This is a genomic window from Parabacteroides sp. AF14-59 (assembly GCF_003479515.1).
Classification (GTDB): domain Bacteria; phylum Bacteroidota; class Bacteroidia; order Bacteroidales; family Tannerellaceae; genus Parabacteroides; species Parabacteroides faecis.
In genome coordinates this window covers 1-12,869 of record NZ_QUHH01000031.1, presented here as the reverse complement: position 1 = coordinate 12,869, position 12,869 = coordinate 1, and the positions used below count along the sequence as shown (strand labels likewise).

Sequence of the window (12,869 nt, the reverse complement as noted above, 5' to 3'; positions counted from 1 at the left end):
GATCTGATTATGTCAAAAGCATTAGCAACCTATTTTGCAACAGTAAATGATATGCCCGACACCGAATTCAAGGTGGAAATACTGGAAGACGGCCCGGTAAAGAAAGTCTCCGTAAACGGCAAGATATATAATGTAGATTATAATGTGGGAGGGGATAGCATCTATTCCATCATCCTCAATCATAAATCGCACGGTGTCCAGATATCCAATATATCCGACGATGTGTACGAAGTAAAGAATAAAGGCGATTATTTCCAGGTACAGGTAATCGACGAACTGAAGAAGATGCGCCTGTCGCGTATCCAGTCGGTGGCTGTCGGCCGTCAGGTGATCACTGCACAGATGCCGGGCGTGATCCTGAAAGTGAATGTGAAACCCGGTGATGAAGTAACGGCGGGAACTCCGCTTTGTGTATTGGTCGCCATGAAAATGGAAAACGAGATACGCAGCCCGATAGACGGGATAGTGAAGGAGGTTTATATTACCGGTGGCGATAAAGTCGCTGTCAATGATAAAATGTTAGTGGTAGAATAAGTGCTATTTACTGTTTTTACTAAACAAATGTAAATTTGTCATTGTTCTTATATAAAGCTTACATAATATAAATAAAAACCAATAGAATTAGAAGTTATGGAAAACAAAGAACAACCTTTAGTAGAACTGAAAGCAATGGATAAAGGTCCGTTGTTGGTGAAAGGCCCGGTAAAACTGATCACACCCGATGGAAAAGAAATGATTATGGAAAGAACGGCAATTTGCCGTTGCGGTCATTCAAAGAACCAACCGTTTTGCGACGGATCACATATGAAACTGTGACCTGGTAATAATAGATATACATTTACATTCGGAAAATCCGTAGCTCTTGAGGAGATACGGATTTTCTTTGATTATAAATGCTAAAGATTTGGCCGACGTAATGTTAAGCCTTTAATTTTTAAATCCGCTTAATGAAATAATGCCTATCTTCGTGGCGTTTGAATAAACTATTTTATTCTCAGTTAGAGACGTTTGTTTATAAAAAAGAGAGTTATGAAGAAAAGTTTTTTGTATTTGTTTACTATGTTGTGTGCGCTGAGCTTTTTTACAGCTTGTGACGATGACGATTCGAAAGACCCGAACGGGTTGGATGTAAACACCACTTATTCCGGTGATAAATTGGACTTGAAAAATGGAAATCTTGCTTTGTTAGGCAAAGAAATCATCTTTGATACACAAAACGGAAAAACGGCTACGATCACGATGAGAGGATCGGCCGATTATCTGGTCGAGCTGCTGGGATTGTTCTCGAAATCTAGCGCACCCTTTCTCGAGGTAGCACCGGGCGTTATTCCGGGTGAAACATACACCACCTTGTCGAATGTCCCGTTAACACTGTCGGGTGAGAAATATACGTTTGAGGGCACCGATTCGTCTAACGGACGCGAATTTAAGTATTCAGGTAGCGTTGAGAAAGACAAACTGACCATGACAGTCGATGATATAAGAATGCCGCACAACGACCTGGTTGGCAACTGGAATCTTCAGCCTGCCAAACCGTTGAATATTGTCTGGAAGTCTGATTATATGATCGATTTGTCTGCTTTGGGCAAAGGTAAACTGCCAATCTCGGTTGTTGCCCCTGAATTGGACGTTTTGGTCGGACCGTTGCTGCAAAGCGTGCTTCAAATGGTTGTTTTCGGAGGCGATGGGAATATCGTTGCCAGCTATAAGAAAAAAGGTTCATCCGAATGGTCATCGTCACCGCTTAACTTGGCGCAGTATTATGTAAAGGACAATGTGATGTATGTGCAGTTGAATATCGCTCAAATCCTGGCAACAAGGTCGAAAGCGGAAATGCCCGGATTTGATTTATCCCTGATCAAGTATCTAGCCCAATATCTTTCGAAAGGAATACCTTTGGACTATAGTGTTACCGGCGGCAACGCTCGGATCACGGCAAACAAAGAACTGTTGATGCAGCTGTTGCCTGTGCTGGCAAACGAAAAGATACAGCAGCTCTTGCTTCCCAAATTGTCGGAGATTATTCCCAATGAGATTAAGCCTGTATTGCTGCCGATTGTACAGGAACTGTTTACCAACCTGCCCGAGATTTTGGAAAAGACGGAAGATATCAGCGTAACGTTGAATCTGCTGGAGAAGTAATTTTCTATAAAACATACCTGTGAAGAGGGAGTTTCCGTACCGAAATAAACCCTGAAAGTTGGACAAAAAACTTTCAGGGTTTATTTATGTCAAGACATTACACATTAAAAGATGGGAATAAAGACGGATTTATTCTATCTCCGGTCGGTCGCCACCACCTTCACCACCACCTTCTTCGGGAGGAATGATCGGCTTATCATCCGGCTCGACCTTCGCTTTCTTCCCTACACCACGACGCGACAGCGTTTCCGAGAATTGAACGATCTCTGCATTCACGGCATCGATCACAGTGCCGATCGCCGTTTCTTTCGCCTGATCTTTATCGACCAACTCATTCACGAGATAAAGCGCGTTGATGGCATCGAACAATTTGCGAGCAGCTTCATCCGTCACCGGGCGGAGTTTTTTCAGGTTGTCGCTGACAGAGCGGATACGTTTCTCATCGGCACGGCGTGAAAAGGCGGCCACAAAATCATTGTTAGCCGTTTTGAGAGCAACGACGGCATCAGTCAATCCCAATGCCTGCATGTAAGATGTATATTCGGCCGACTGTAATTTTTTCACCATATCTTCCACCATCGCCGTATTTTCGGCGAAAGGTTTCGATGCGGCACCCGCATACGGAGCGATCGCAAAAGCCACTTTTTCAGCAGCCTTGGCTTCAGCTTCCACCAGGCTGAGCTCCTTGCTTTCGGTCGTGAGGAAGATAAAACGGAAACGTTTGTCGCGCACGGCGTCTTTCTCATCGATCTCTTTCGTATCGGCAAAGCTTCTCGACTGCAAATACGCATCATCTTCGCCATCGAAAGCAGCGGCTAAGGCATCGCGCAGGGCAGTCAGCTTATATTTTGTCGCAAAATCGACAGTGATGATTTTCAGGGTTTGCAGGTACAGGTTGTAATGCTCGGCGTTACGGGCCTGCATTAAGTAGTTGATTTTTGGAATTTGCTTCATAATCAGATTATTTTTAAGATTCATATTTAATAAAAAAATCTCGTTCATATTTTTAATATCCTTCGGAATGCTTTCTCTCCATGAGAATGTTTCAAAAGTTGCCGACAAAGGTTTCTCACAGTGAGAAATCTTCAAAATAGCTCGGTAGAGTCGTCTCTCCGTGAGAACTCTTCAAATCCGGGAAAAAGACCTTTTCTCACACAGAGAAATCTTCAAAACGGGAAAAAAGCGATTTCTCACTGTGAAAAAGTTCAAAATCGCTTTTTTCAACTATCCTCACAGTGAGAAGTCTCCTCCGGTTGCTTTTCAAGCTTTCTTACAGTGAGATGCACTAAAAGTAGGTAAAAAATGGAAGAAAAGTGTTTTTTCGGAAGAAAATATGCTCCTTAGAGCAGATAAAGGAAGATAAAAGGTTTATTATGCTTTGTTTGACGATGTTTTTACTGTTTATAACGGAAAATATGAAAATATGGGGAGATGTGTCCATTCTTTGTTTAGATTTAGTCCCGGGAAATATTTTATTAATAAAGAATGTTCTATTTTTAAGAACAGCTAGATAAAAGTGTATTTACAAAAAAAATGTTCTTATCTTCGCGACTCATTAAACATTAAATATTAATATTAAACGTATTTATCATGAGTAAGAATTTATTCTATTTTTTTACATTGATTTGTTGTATTAGCTTATTTACAGCATGTAGTGACGATGAAGAAGAAAAGGTTGACAACAGTTGGCAAGCTATTTCTGGTACTTATGAAGCAGAAGCATTAGTTTTAAACGGAGAAGCTCAAAAAGAGGAATCAATATATTCAGTAAAAGTAGAAGCTGCTTCTGCAGAAAAAGCTTCTGTTGTTCTTAATAATATAGTGATCGGTGAATCGGAAGTAAAATTAGATGCTAAATTAGCAAAAGTAGCTAATACTGACAGTTATACCTTGACTGGAGAAAGTACAACAGATGACCGTGTTGTATCAATTGAAGGTTCTGTAAAAGAAGGCATATTAACAATTAAAACAACACTCAAAATAACTTCATCTGCTATAGGAGCTTGGAATTTGAAAATCGAAGAAGATACTAATAACAGTAATGCTCTGACTGCTGATGTGATAGTTAATATCGAAGGTGTGGAAGGCTCTGACTTCTTGGTACCAATGATGAAATCGATGATTGGTCAGATGATTGCTCAGAAAGTAGAATCAGTAACCGTTAATTTTGCAGAAGACGGTAAATTAGGTATCTCTTTCAAGACTACAGCTTCAGGTGGTAATGCCGAAGAAATTATGGCCATTATTAACATGCTTGATCTTCGTTATTATGTACAAACGAAAGATGGGAAGAGTCAATTATATTTGGCCATTAGCAAAAGTTTCTTAGAGATAGGAGGTGCAGTAATGGGTGAGGAATTGTTGACTGCATTAAAAGGTCTTTTACAAGAAACAGGAAGTTATTATGCTTTACCATTAAATATGACAATTGAAGGTAATTCAGCACAGTTCTATGTATCTAAAGATCTTCTTACAAAAGTTGTACCAATCTTAAAACCTTTGGTTCCTGGTGATTTTGCATCATTGATGCCATGGTTGGAAGAAATGCTTGCAGCTTCAACAATCTTCGATTTTGGTTTAGGTTTTACTAAATAAAATAAATATTTTATAGATTAGAAAAGAGAGACTATATTTAATAGTCTCTCTTTTTTTCTTTATAAATTCTCAAGTGATCGTTTTTCTCAAAAATGTCCTTATCTTCGTGCTGTTTAAAAAAACTTTATTTTAATAATTAAAAGGTATTAGTTTACTAACAGATTTATGAAAACAAAACTAATGTATTTATTCAGCATGTTCTGCATGCTAAGTTTGTTCACGGCTTGTAGTGATGACGATAAGGCAGGACCTATCGGAACAGAATTTGACGGCGTATATAAAGGAACGCTCGATGTAGATCTGGACGGAACTAAAGTCGGTGAAAATCTTCCCCAGAAAGTGTATGTGACCAAAGTCGGCGACAACCAGATCAAGATGGAACTGAAAAACTTCAGTTTCGGGGCTATGGCACTCGGAAACATTTCCGTAGACAAATGTAATGTAGAAAAACAAAGTGATGACGCTTGTAAGTTCGATGGCGAACAAAAGTTGACGTTACCTATCGTCGGCGATTGCGATGTGGTAATGAACGGTACTATTGCCGGTGAAAAACTCAATATGGTGATCAATGTAAAAGCTACCCAGTCAGGTGCAGCCATCACAGTGAAAGTCGATTTCACGGGTACGAAACTGGCTACCGACCAGAGTTCGGAGGCTAAGATCACAGAATTTACTTTCGACAGCAAAGAAGTCGTTTCACAGCCGGAAATTGACGGAACAAACATCACCTTTATGGTAACAGACACCATCAAAGCGGAAGAATTGGCAGCTTTAGTTCCAACAATCAAAATTTCCGATAAAGCAACAATCACTCCTGCAAGCGGTGTAGCGCAGGATTTCTCTAAACCTGTCACTTACACTGTGACTTCGGAGGATGGAATTACGACCACGACTTATACTGTTTCCGTAGCTGGCAAAATGCAGAAATATTCACTAGACGAATGGGTTGACAAAGGAACCGGTAAGGCTGCCTATAAAACGCCATTCCCCGATGATAAATTGGCGACCAGCAGTGCCGGTGCCAGCTATTTGGCATTATTTGGTTATACAGACGAATTTCCGGTTGTTCCAACAGAGGATGCTGTTAAAGGTATGGCAGCTAAACTGACAACTAAGAATACATCGGATATTTCTTTAGCACCTGCTATTACTTCCGGTTCTCTGTATACCGGACGTTTTGCGGTCGATCCTTTTAACCAGTTGAACAGTACGAAATTCGGTATCATGTGTGATAAGAAACCGTTGCTCTTTAATGGATATTATAAATATACTCCAGGTGAATTATTTTTAGATGGTTCTAAAAAAGCAAATATTATAGAACATCCGGAATTGACGGACGAATGTAGTATAAAAGGTGTTTTATATGAAGTAGCTAACGAAAACGAAACGTTGACAGGTCTGAATATCGGCGATTCTGACAAGATTGTAGCAGTTGCAAGCTTGGCCGACGGTACGGCGAAAGCGGAATATACTCCGTTCAGCCTCGAATTCAAATTTGAGAAAGGCAAAACGTATGATACAACCAAATTGTATAAGTTAGCTCTCATTTTCTCTTCCAGCAGTAAAGGTGATGCTTTCCAGGGAGCACCCGGAAGTACCTTATATATAGATGAACTGGAAGTCGTTTTCGAATAATACACGATTCGTAAAATCCATATAGTGAAAAAGGAATGTATCAAAGTTAGTTTTGATACATTCCTTTTTTATTTTTCAGCTACCACAAACATTTCATGGCTCATAAGCGGGGATACCAGTGATTATCTCGGTGCTTTCCGGTACAGATAAATGGCAATGAACGTATAGAGAATATTCGGGATCCAGGCGGCCACCATCGCACTTACATATCCGTTGATCGCAAAGGTCGATGTAACCGTGGTGAACAGGATGTAAGAGAAACTCAAAGCCAGTCCGATACCGATATTCATACCCATACCTCCCTTGATCTTGCGTGAGGAGAGAGAAGCCCCGATAGAGGTCAGGATAAATGCCGCCATGATGGAAGCGAAACGTTTATGATATTCGATCTGGAATGTCTGGATATTACCTATACCACGCGTTTTCTGCCGTTCGATATAAGTTGCCAACTGTGGGGAGGTCATCGTCTCACAATCGTTTACCGAGATCAGGAAGTCGGACGGAATGATCGTCAGCGTCGTGTCTTTACGGGAGCCTTGGGTGATATGTTCGCGCATTCCTTCAAAGTCGCGGATCATATAATCGATCACGGTCCATTTGTATAGCGAGTCGTATTTGATTGAATTGGCCGTCAGCTTGGAGATCAGCTTCTTTCCTTCGAAATGTTCGAGTGAGAAACGATAACCCATGTTCGGGCGTGCGTCATAACGGTCGAAATAAGCGAACACACCCGGTTCCACTTCAATCTGTATGTTTCGGGCATATTCCACTTTTTTGTTCCTGATATATTTGTTCTGAAAATCGATACGCGTCACATTGGCCGGGGGAATGATGAAAGCACTCAAAACAAAACTGGCTATCGCAATGATCGCAGCCGAGATCGCATAAGGCAACATCAGCCGCCGGAAACTCATTCCGCTTGCCAACATGGCGATAATCTCCGAATTGTCCGCCAGCTTCGAGGTAAAGAAGATGACCGCGATAAACGTGAACAGTGGACTGAACAAGTTGGCGAAATAGGGGATAAAGTTCATATAATAATCCAGAATGATCGCCTGCAGGGGAACTTCGGGTTTCAGGAACTTATCGATCTTTTCGTTTATATCGAATACGACGGAGATAGAGATAATCAGCATGATCGCGAAAACATACGTTCCGAGAAACTGCTTGATGATATACCAGTCTATCCGTTTTAATTTGAATTTCATGCGAATGTCTTTTTAGTTGACAGTTGACAGTTGACAGTTGACAGTTGGAATAGAGTATAAAATCTGTCAACTGTCAACTGTTATCTGTCAACTTTTAGAGTCGATTATTTAGTTGCTGCACCATACCGCTTTTCCAGATAGCAAAGTCACCGGCGATGATATGCTTTCGTGCTTCCTTCACCAGCCACAGATAGAAGGCGAGGTTATGGATGGAAGCAATTTGCAGACCCAGGAGTTCGTTTACTTTGATCAGATGATGCAGGTATGCTTTGCTGTAAAGCGTATCTACGTATGAGTGGGCATCCGGATCGACAGGGGAGAAGTCGTCCTCCCATTTCTTATTGCGCAGGTTGATCGTACCGTATTGCGTGAAGATCTGCCCGTTACGTCCGTTACGGGTCGGCATGATACAGTCGAACATATCCACGCCGCGCTCGATCGCCTCCAGCAGATTGATAGGAGTCCCGACCCCCATCAGGTAGCGAGGTTTGTCTTTGGGTAATATTTCATTGACAACCTCGATCATTTCGTACATCTTCTCGGTCGGTTCGCCGACAGCCAGTCCGCCGATAGCATTTCCGTCAGCCCCTTTCTTTGCTATGTTCTCTGCCGCATGACGGCGCAGGTCTGGATATACACAACCCTGTACGATCGGGAAGAGGCATTGGCTGTAACCATATTTCGGCTCCGTGGAATTGAAACGGTCGAAACAACGGTCCAGCCATCGTTCGGTCAACCCCAGCGATTTCTTTGCATAATCATAGTCGGCATCTCCCGGACAACATTCGTCGAAAGCCATGATGATGTCGGCACCGATGATACGCTGGATATCCATTACCTTTTCGGGGGTGAAAAGATGCTTTGAACCGTCGATATGCGAACGGAACTCGGCTCCTTCCTCGTGCAATTTGCGGTTGTCGGAAAGCGAGAATACCTGGAAACCTCCGCTGTCGGTCAGGATAGGGCGATCCCATGTATTAAACTTGTGCAATCCCCCGGCTTTCTCCAGGATTTCAAGACCCGGACGCAGGTATAGATGATAGGTGTTACCCAGGATGATCTGTGCCTTAATATCCTCTTTCAGTTCGGTCATGTGGACGCCTTTCACTGTGCCTTGTGTTCCGACAGGCATGAAAATGGGCGTCTCGATTACCCCGTGATCGGTTGTAATCAAGCCCGCCCTTGCATTTGTCTTAGTATCGTTGTGTTGTAATTCGAATTTCATTCTTTATCTTTGCTTTGGGCGCAAAGGTAATATAATTCTATCAGAATCCGAAGTCATCTACTTCTACGTTTTTGACTTCTTCCTCTTCCGGTAAAACAATGGTTTGATGCACCACATTCGACCTCACGATAATGGCCCGCATCGGACGTGCCGGACAGATCGATTCGCAGCCGCCGCAACCTACACATAAGTCGGGATTTACCTGAGGGATCGTCAGTGTTCCTTCGTAAGGCACCATGTGTACAGCCTGTGTCGGACAGTGTTCGGAGCAAGCACCGCAATCGGTCCCTTCCGTCTTCACAATACATAGGTTGATAAAGAAGGTTGCGATACCTACCTGCAACGATTTCTTTTCTTCCACCGTAATAGGCATAATGGCACCGGCCGGGCAAACTTCCGAGCATATCGTGCATTCGTAATTACAATAACTACTGAGATAGGCCATGCGCGGCTTCAGCAGATAATCGAAACCATATTCCAATCCGGCCGGACGCAATACCTGGCTCGGACACTTCACCACACAGATATGGCATCCGGTACATTTGTCTTTGAAACGTTCCAGGCTCAGTGATCCCGGAGGTGTAACGGGCGGCCATTTTTTACGGCCTTTTCTCTTTCCGTGACCATTCCCATGTCCATTACCTTTGGCTTGTTCGACACCTTCTGCAATAGCCGAAACGATCGGGAGGGTAGCGGCAACAGTAGCTCCGGTAGCCAGAAAAGTACGACGGCTGTTCACTGCCGGTTGCGGTTCTGCTTCCATATTCATGGCAGCTTCGGCGATCTTCTTTTCTTCTTTCCTGAAAGGAGGGTTGAAACGGTATTGCAATCCGCCTTTGGAGCAGGATGAAACACAGTTGAAACAATCCACGCAACGCGATGTGTCGACCGTCAGATTTTTAGCGTCGATCGCTTCTGCTTTACAGGTATGTTCACAGTTCCCACAATGAGTACAAGCCTCTTTGTCGAACGAAATACGGAAGAATGAATAACGCGAAACCAGACTAAGCAAAGCTCCAACCGGACATAACGAGTTACAAAACAGACGGCCGCGGAAAATAACCATCACGGCAAATACAACCAATGCCACGATGCCGGCCACCAGACCTGCAATGCTCACGGTACTGATCGTTACATGAAACAACGAGTAGTTATCCATTTTCATCAACCAGTCGGCCAATATGTTATTTCCCCACATGACGGAAGGGCGGAACAAATTCGCCGCGATGCGTCCGAAGTTACTGTACGGATCGAGTAACAGGCACAGACCGGAAAATCCCAGTGCAGCCGTTATCGCTGTTGCCGCCAGTAGAACATAACGTACCCAGTTCAAGGGTTTATGATATTTGAACCGTCGTATCCCTTTTTTCTTCTTTTTGCCTATACAGAACAGGCGATTGATCATATCCTGGAAAACTCCGGCCGGACAGATTACCGAACAGTAGATACGCCCGAAGAATAACGTCAGCAGAAGTAGAACGGCTACGATCCCGAACATACTGCCCAAAATAGCAGGCAGTAACTGGACATGCAGCAGTTTATGTATATCCATCGGCATCTTATTCGTAAAATCCAGGAAGAAAAGAAGGATGGGTATAAAAAACAGGACTGCGAGCAGAACTCTCAGTCCTTTTAAATAATTAGGTCGCTTCATTAAATCTTAATACGTTTGATATTGACTTTCTTTAAATCCGTTGTTCCCAGTTTTAATTCTTCTCCTTTACCGATGTGTCCGACAGCTTCCATATCCAGTTTCTTTACCTGGTTGAACAGAGCCAGAGCGGCCGTGTCGATCGCAATGATATTCGGAGAGACGATCATGGATTTCAATGTAGCTACGTCGGCAGCGCTTTTACCCTGCGGCCCGTTTTGGTGCATCATACGGTAAGCATCCACGATATTCAGTACCGGTTTCTTTTGCCAGGTACAAATATCGGCGATACATTGCTGCAGGTCGTTCTGATGAAAGAACCGGCGGTCCCAAACGATCCCCATATAATTCTTCATGGCACAGGACAGTTTTGCTCCGCCATGATTCTTCAGGATAGGAACGTTGATCCAGGCATCCGCTTCGATCAGTGCTTCGTGTATCTTGGCTGATTTTACTTTTACTCCGTTGGGGATAGATACTTCTTTGAAATACTTTTCGTCATTACCCGGCATGATAATACCTCCGGCTTCTTTTACGGCTGCAGCGATACCACTGCTTTCATAACATTTCTGCCAGTTATCGCAGGTATGGTCGAAAACGGTTACTTTTTCTGCTCCGGCATCCAGGCATTTCTTTACCAACGCCTTGATAAGCTGTGGGTTGGTATTTCCTGCCAGTTCCGGTGTACGGTCCCATCCGATGTTCGGTTTGATAACGACTTTTTGCCCTTTTTTGATATACTTTCCGATTCCCCCCAGGGTCTCCAATGCTTTGTCAAGCATGACTTCAGGCTCGCCACCCATAACGGCTACCATTTCAGGGGCTTGTTCCACTGCCATCGTATTGGTTGATAAGGCAGCTTGCAACCCTTTAAAGTCTATTGAAAGAGCGGCACCAGCTACTACACTGGTCTTTAAGAAATCACGACGTTTCATCTTGTTGTAATTGGTTATTAGAATTATTGATAGTTGAAACAAAGGTAGCAATTCTCTGAATTATAGTGTATCTTTGCCCGTAAAAAATATTAATTTAATGGAATTATATACTTATATATCACTGCATTCCTTTGTCGAAGGTTGCATGAAACCGGCTGGGGAACCGGCATTTATCTTACAAGCTGAAAATTTATTATATACCGTTGCCAGGGAAGAATATCAATATGGATTGTCGTTGCTAAGGAAAGCCATAGGTGAGTATGAAGTACAGAAAGGAATTCCAAAGGAAGAGAGTAAACAAGCCATTCCTTTTTTTCGTGAAAAGCGGCGGATGCTGATCGGGCCGGAGATGGATCTTTATAAATTATCTTTTTATGAAGACGGCACTTTTCTTCCCGGGAAAGTAAAAGACTCCGGATTGCCATATCTGCGTTTGTCACTCGATTATGAGCAATTGGCAGAACATTGTCTTTTTGAAAACATGTTCCTGATCCGCTGTAAATACGATGAAGGGCAGGTGCTCGCCAATTTTGTTACACAGATGGAGCGTGAATACGATAAGTTCTTTTTCGATGAAGAGCACAGTGGTTTTACGGCTGATTCGCGTTTCTTCTCACTTTTATGTAATGCTTGCCTGGAAGTAAAGAATCCGGCATGTGCACCGGAGAAAGAATGGCGGTTGACAGTCCTTCGCAATCCTGCCGATGCCGGTTACCGGTACGAGGACGGGCAATTGCGACCTTTCGTTCCCATCTCTTTGCCTCTGAATGTCATCCGCAAAGTAACTTTACTTGACAGTGAGACTGAAGAACTGAACTTTAGTGCCCTTGCCGGATTCATGCAACAGGTCGGTTTATCACCGGAACGTTATCTGGAAGGATTACTGGAACAATAAACCGGAGATTTATCATGGCTACAACATTCGATATACAATTGCCTCATTATAACCGGGGATTCCATCTCGTCACGCGGGATATTGTTTCCCGTCTGCCGGAACTACCGGAAAGCGGCCTGTTATTCCTGTTTATCAAACATACTTCTGCCGCGCTTACCCTGAATGAGAATGCGGACCCGTCTGTCCGTCACGACTTCAATACCTTTTTCAATAAATTGGTGCCCGACGGAGCTTCTTATTTTACCCATACGCTGGAAGGAGACGATGATATGTCTGCCCATATCAAGGCTTCGCTATTAGGATCGTCTGTAACTATTCCGATAAAGAACCATCGTCTGAACCTGGGGACCTGGCAAGGTATCTATCTTTGTGAATTCCGCGACGGCGGGGACAGCCGCAGGTTGAGTATTACAATTATATAGTTAGTTTCCGTAAATTTCCTAAGTAGGAAACTCCAGTTCCCTGCCTGGGAAATTACAGTTTCCTGCGGAGGGAACTGGAGTTTCCAAAGCAGGGAATTACGAGGAAACTGTAGTTTAACGATTTTAGTTGACTACTTTCTGCCTAATCAATAAAAAGGGTT

General features: G+C 43.2%; 12 protein-coding genes. 7 read left to right on the top strand and 5 right to left on the bottom strand.

Annotation, left to right across the window (positions count from 1 at the left end; genetic code table 11):
• Positions 1-9: 9 nt before the first annotated feature.
• From DWW23_RS23255 to DWW23_RS23245, 3 genes are all read left to right on the top strand, one after another.
• Positions 10-534, top strand: coding sequence for an acetyl-CoA carboxylase biotin carboxyl carrier protein subunit (locus DWW23_RS23255; protein WP_122356705.1), 525 nt, complete (start codon positions 10-12; stop codon positions 532-534).
• Between the two features lie 96 nt (positions 535-630).
• Positions 631-816, top strand: a complete 186-nt coding sequence (locus DWW23_RS23250) for a CDGSH iron-sulfur domain-containing protein (RefSeq protein ID WP_122356703.1) — start codon at positions 631-633, stop codon at positions 814-816.
• Between the two features lie 213 nt (positions 817-1,029).
• Positions 1,030-2,142, top strand: coding sequence for a DUF4925 domain-containing protein (locus tag DWW23_RS23245; RefSeq protein WP_122356701.1), 1,113 nt, complete (start codon positions 1,030-1,032; stop codon positions 2,140-2,142).
• Between the two features lie 129 nt (positions 2,143-2,271).
• Here the strand turns inward: DWW23_RS23245 and DWW23_RS23240 are convergent, their stop codons facing one another.
• Positions 2,272-3,096 (bottom strand): DUF6261 family protein, encoded by an 825-nt coding sequence (locus tag DWW23_RS23240; RefSeq protein WP_147382641.1) that lies wholly within the window; start codon positions 3,094-3,096, stop codon positions 2,272-2,274.
• 636 nt (positions 3,097-3,732) lie between these two features.
• Here DWW23_RS23240 and DWW23_RS23235 point away from each other — a divergent pair.
• Together DWW23_RS23235 and DWW23_RS23230 are read left to right on the top strand one after the other, a co-directional pair.
• Complete coding sequence (locus DWW23_RS23235; RefSeq protein ID WP_122356697.1) at positions 3,733-4,737, top strand: hypothetical protein; 1,005 nt, start codon at positions 3,733-3,735, stop codon at positions 4,735-4,737.
• A 165-nt stretch (positions 4,738-4,902) separates the two neighbouring features.
• Positions 4,903-6,372: a PCMD domain-containing protein gene (locus DWW23_RS23230; protein ID WP_233564432.1), complete on the top strand. Its 1,470-nt coding sequence runs from the start codon at positions 4,903-4,905 to the stop codon at positions 6,370-6,372.
• A 122-nt stretch (positions 6,373-6,494) separates the two neighbouring features.
• Here the strand turns inward: DWW23_RS23230 and DWW23_RS23225 are convergent, their stop codons facing one another.
• The 4 genes from DWW23_RS23225 to DWW23_RS23210 form a co-directional block, all read right to left on the bottom strand.
• Entirely contained in the window at positions 6,495-7,580 is a 1,086-nt protein-coding gene (locus DWW23_RS23225) for an LptF/LptG family permease (RefSeq protein ID WP_122356693.1), read from the bottom strand.
• Positions 7,581-7,674: 94 nt separating this feature from the next.
• Positions 7,675-8,805 carry a tRNA guanosine(34) transglycosylase Tgt gene (gene tgt / locus DWW23_RS23220; protein ID WP_122356691.1) on the bottom strand — a complete coding sequence of 377 codons (1,131 nt, stop codon included), beginning with the start codon at positions 8,803-8,805 and terminating at the stop codon, positions 7,675-7,677.
• A gap of 40 nt (positions 8,806-8,845) precedes the next feature.
• Positions 8,846-10,459: a 4Fe-4S binding protein gene (locus tag DWW23_RS23215; RefSeq protein WP_122356689.1), complete on the bottom strand. Its 1,614-nt coding sequence runs from the start codon at positions 10,457-10,459 to the stop codon at positions 8,846-8,848.
• On the bottom strand, positions 10,459-11,409 hold the full coding sequence (locus tag DWW23_RS23210; protein ID WP_255419624.1) for a DUF362 domain-containing protein: 951 nt from the start codon (positions 11,407-11,409) through the stop codon (positions 10,459-10,461). The genes DWW23_RS23215 and DWW23_RS23210 overlap by 1 nt, the downstream gene beginning before the upstream one ends.
• 79 nt (positions 11,410-11,488) lie before the next feature.
• Between DWW23_RS23210 and DWW23_RS23205 the strand changes: the two genes are divergently transcribed.
• Together DWW23_RS23205 and DWW23_RS23200 are read left to right on the top strand one after the other, a co-directional pair.
• The gene (locus DWW23_RS23205) at positions 11,489-12,286 is read left to right on the top strand and encodes a hypothetical protein (RefSeq protein WP_122356685.1); all 798 of its coding nucleotides are present in this window, start codon (positions 11,489-11,491) and stop codon (positions 12,284-12,286) included.
• A 14-nt stretch (positions 12,287-12,300) separates the two neighbouring features.
• Entirely contained in the window at positions 12,301-12,708 is a 408-nt protein-coding gene (locus tag DWW23_RS23200) for a secondary thiamine-phosphate synthase enzyme YjbQ (RefSeq protein ID WP_122356683.1), read from the top strand.
• Positions 12,709-12,869 lie beyond the last annotated feature (161 nt).

Bases quoted from the DNA above. Each gene is read 5' to 3' on its own strand.
- DWW23_RS23255 (WP_122356705.1), top strand. From the start codon at position 10: ATGTCAAAAGCATTAGCAACCTATTTTGCAACAGTAAATGATATGCCC.
- DWW23_RS23250 (WP_122356703.1), top strand. From the start codon at position 631: ATGGAAAACAAAGAACAACCTTTAGTAGAACTGAAAGCAATGGATAAA.
- DWW23_RS23245 (WP_122356701.1), top strand. From the start codon at position 1,030: ATGAAGAAAAGTTTTTTGTATTTGTTTACTATGTTGTGTGCGCTGAGC.
- DWW23_RS23240 (WP_147382641.1), bottom strand. From the start codon at position 3,096: ATGAAGCAAATTCCAAAAATCAACTACTTAATGCAGGCCCGTAACGCC.
- DWW23_RS23235 (WP_122356697.1), top strand. From the start codon at position 3,733: ATGAGTAAGAATTTATTCTATTTTTTTACATTGATTTGTTGTATTAGC.
- DWW23_RS23230 (WP_233564432.1), top strand. From the start codon at position 4,903: ATGAAAACAAAACTAATGTATTTATTCAGCATGTTCTGCATGCTAAGT.
- DWW23_RS23225 (WP_122356693.1), bottom strand. From the start codon at position 7,580: ATGAAATTCAAATTAAAACGGATAGACTGGTATATCATCAAGCAGTTT.
- tgt (WP_122356691.1), bottom strand. From the start codon at position 8,805: ATGAAATTCGAATTACAACACAACGATACTAAGACAAATGCAAGGGCG.
- DWW23_RS23215 (WP_122356689.1), bottom strand. From the start codon at position 10,459: ATGAAGCGACCTAATTATTTAAAAGGACTGAGAGTTCTGCTCGCAGTC.
- DWW23_RS23205 (WP_122356685.1), top strand. From the start codon at position 11,489: ATGGAATTATATACTTATATATCACTGCATTCCTTTGTCGAAGGTTGC.
- DWW23_RS23200 (WP_122356683.1), top strand. From the start codon at position 12,301: ATGGCTACAACATTCGATATACAATTGCCTCATTATAACCGGGGATTC.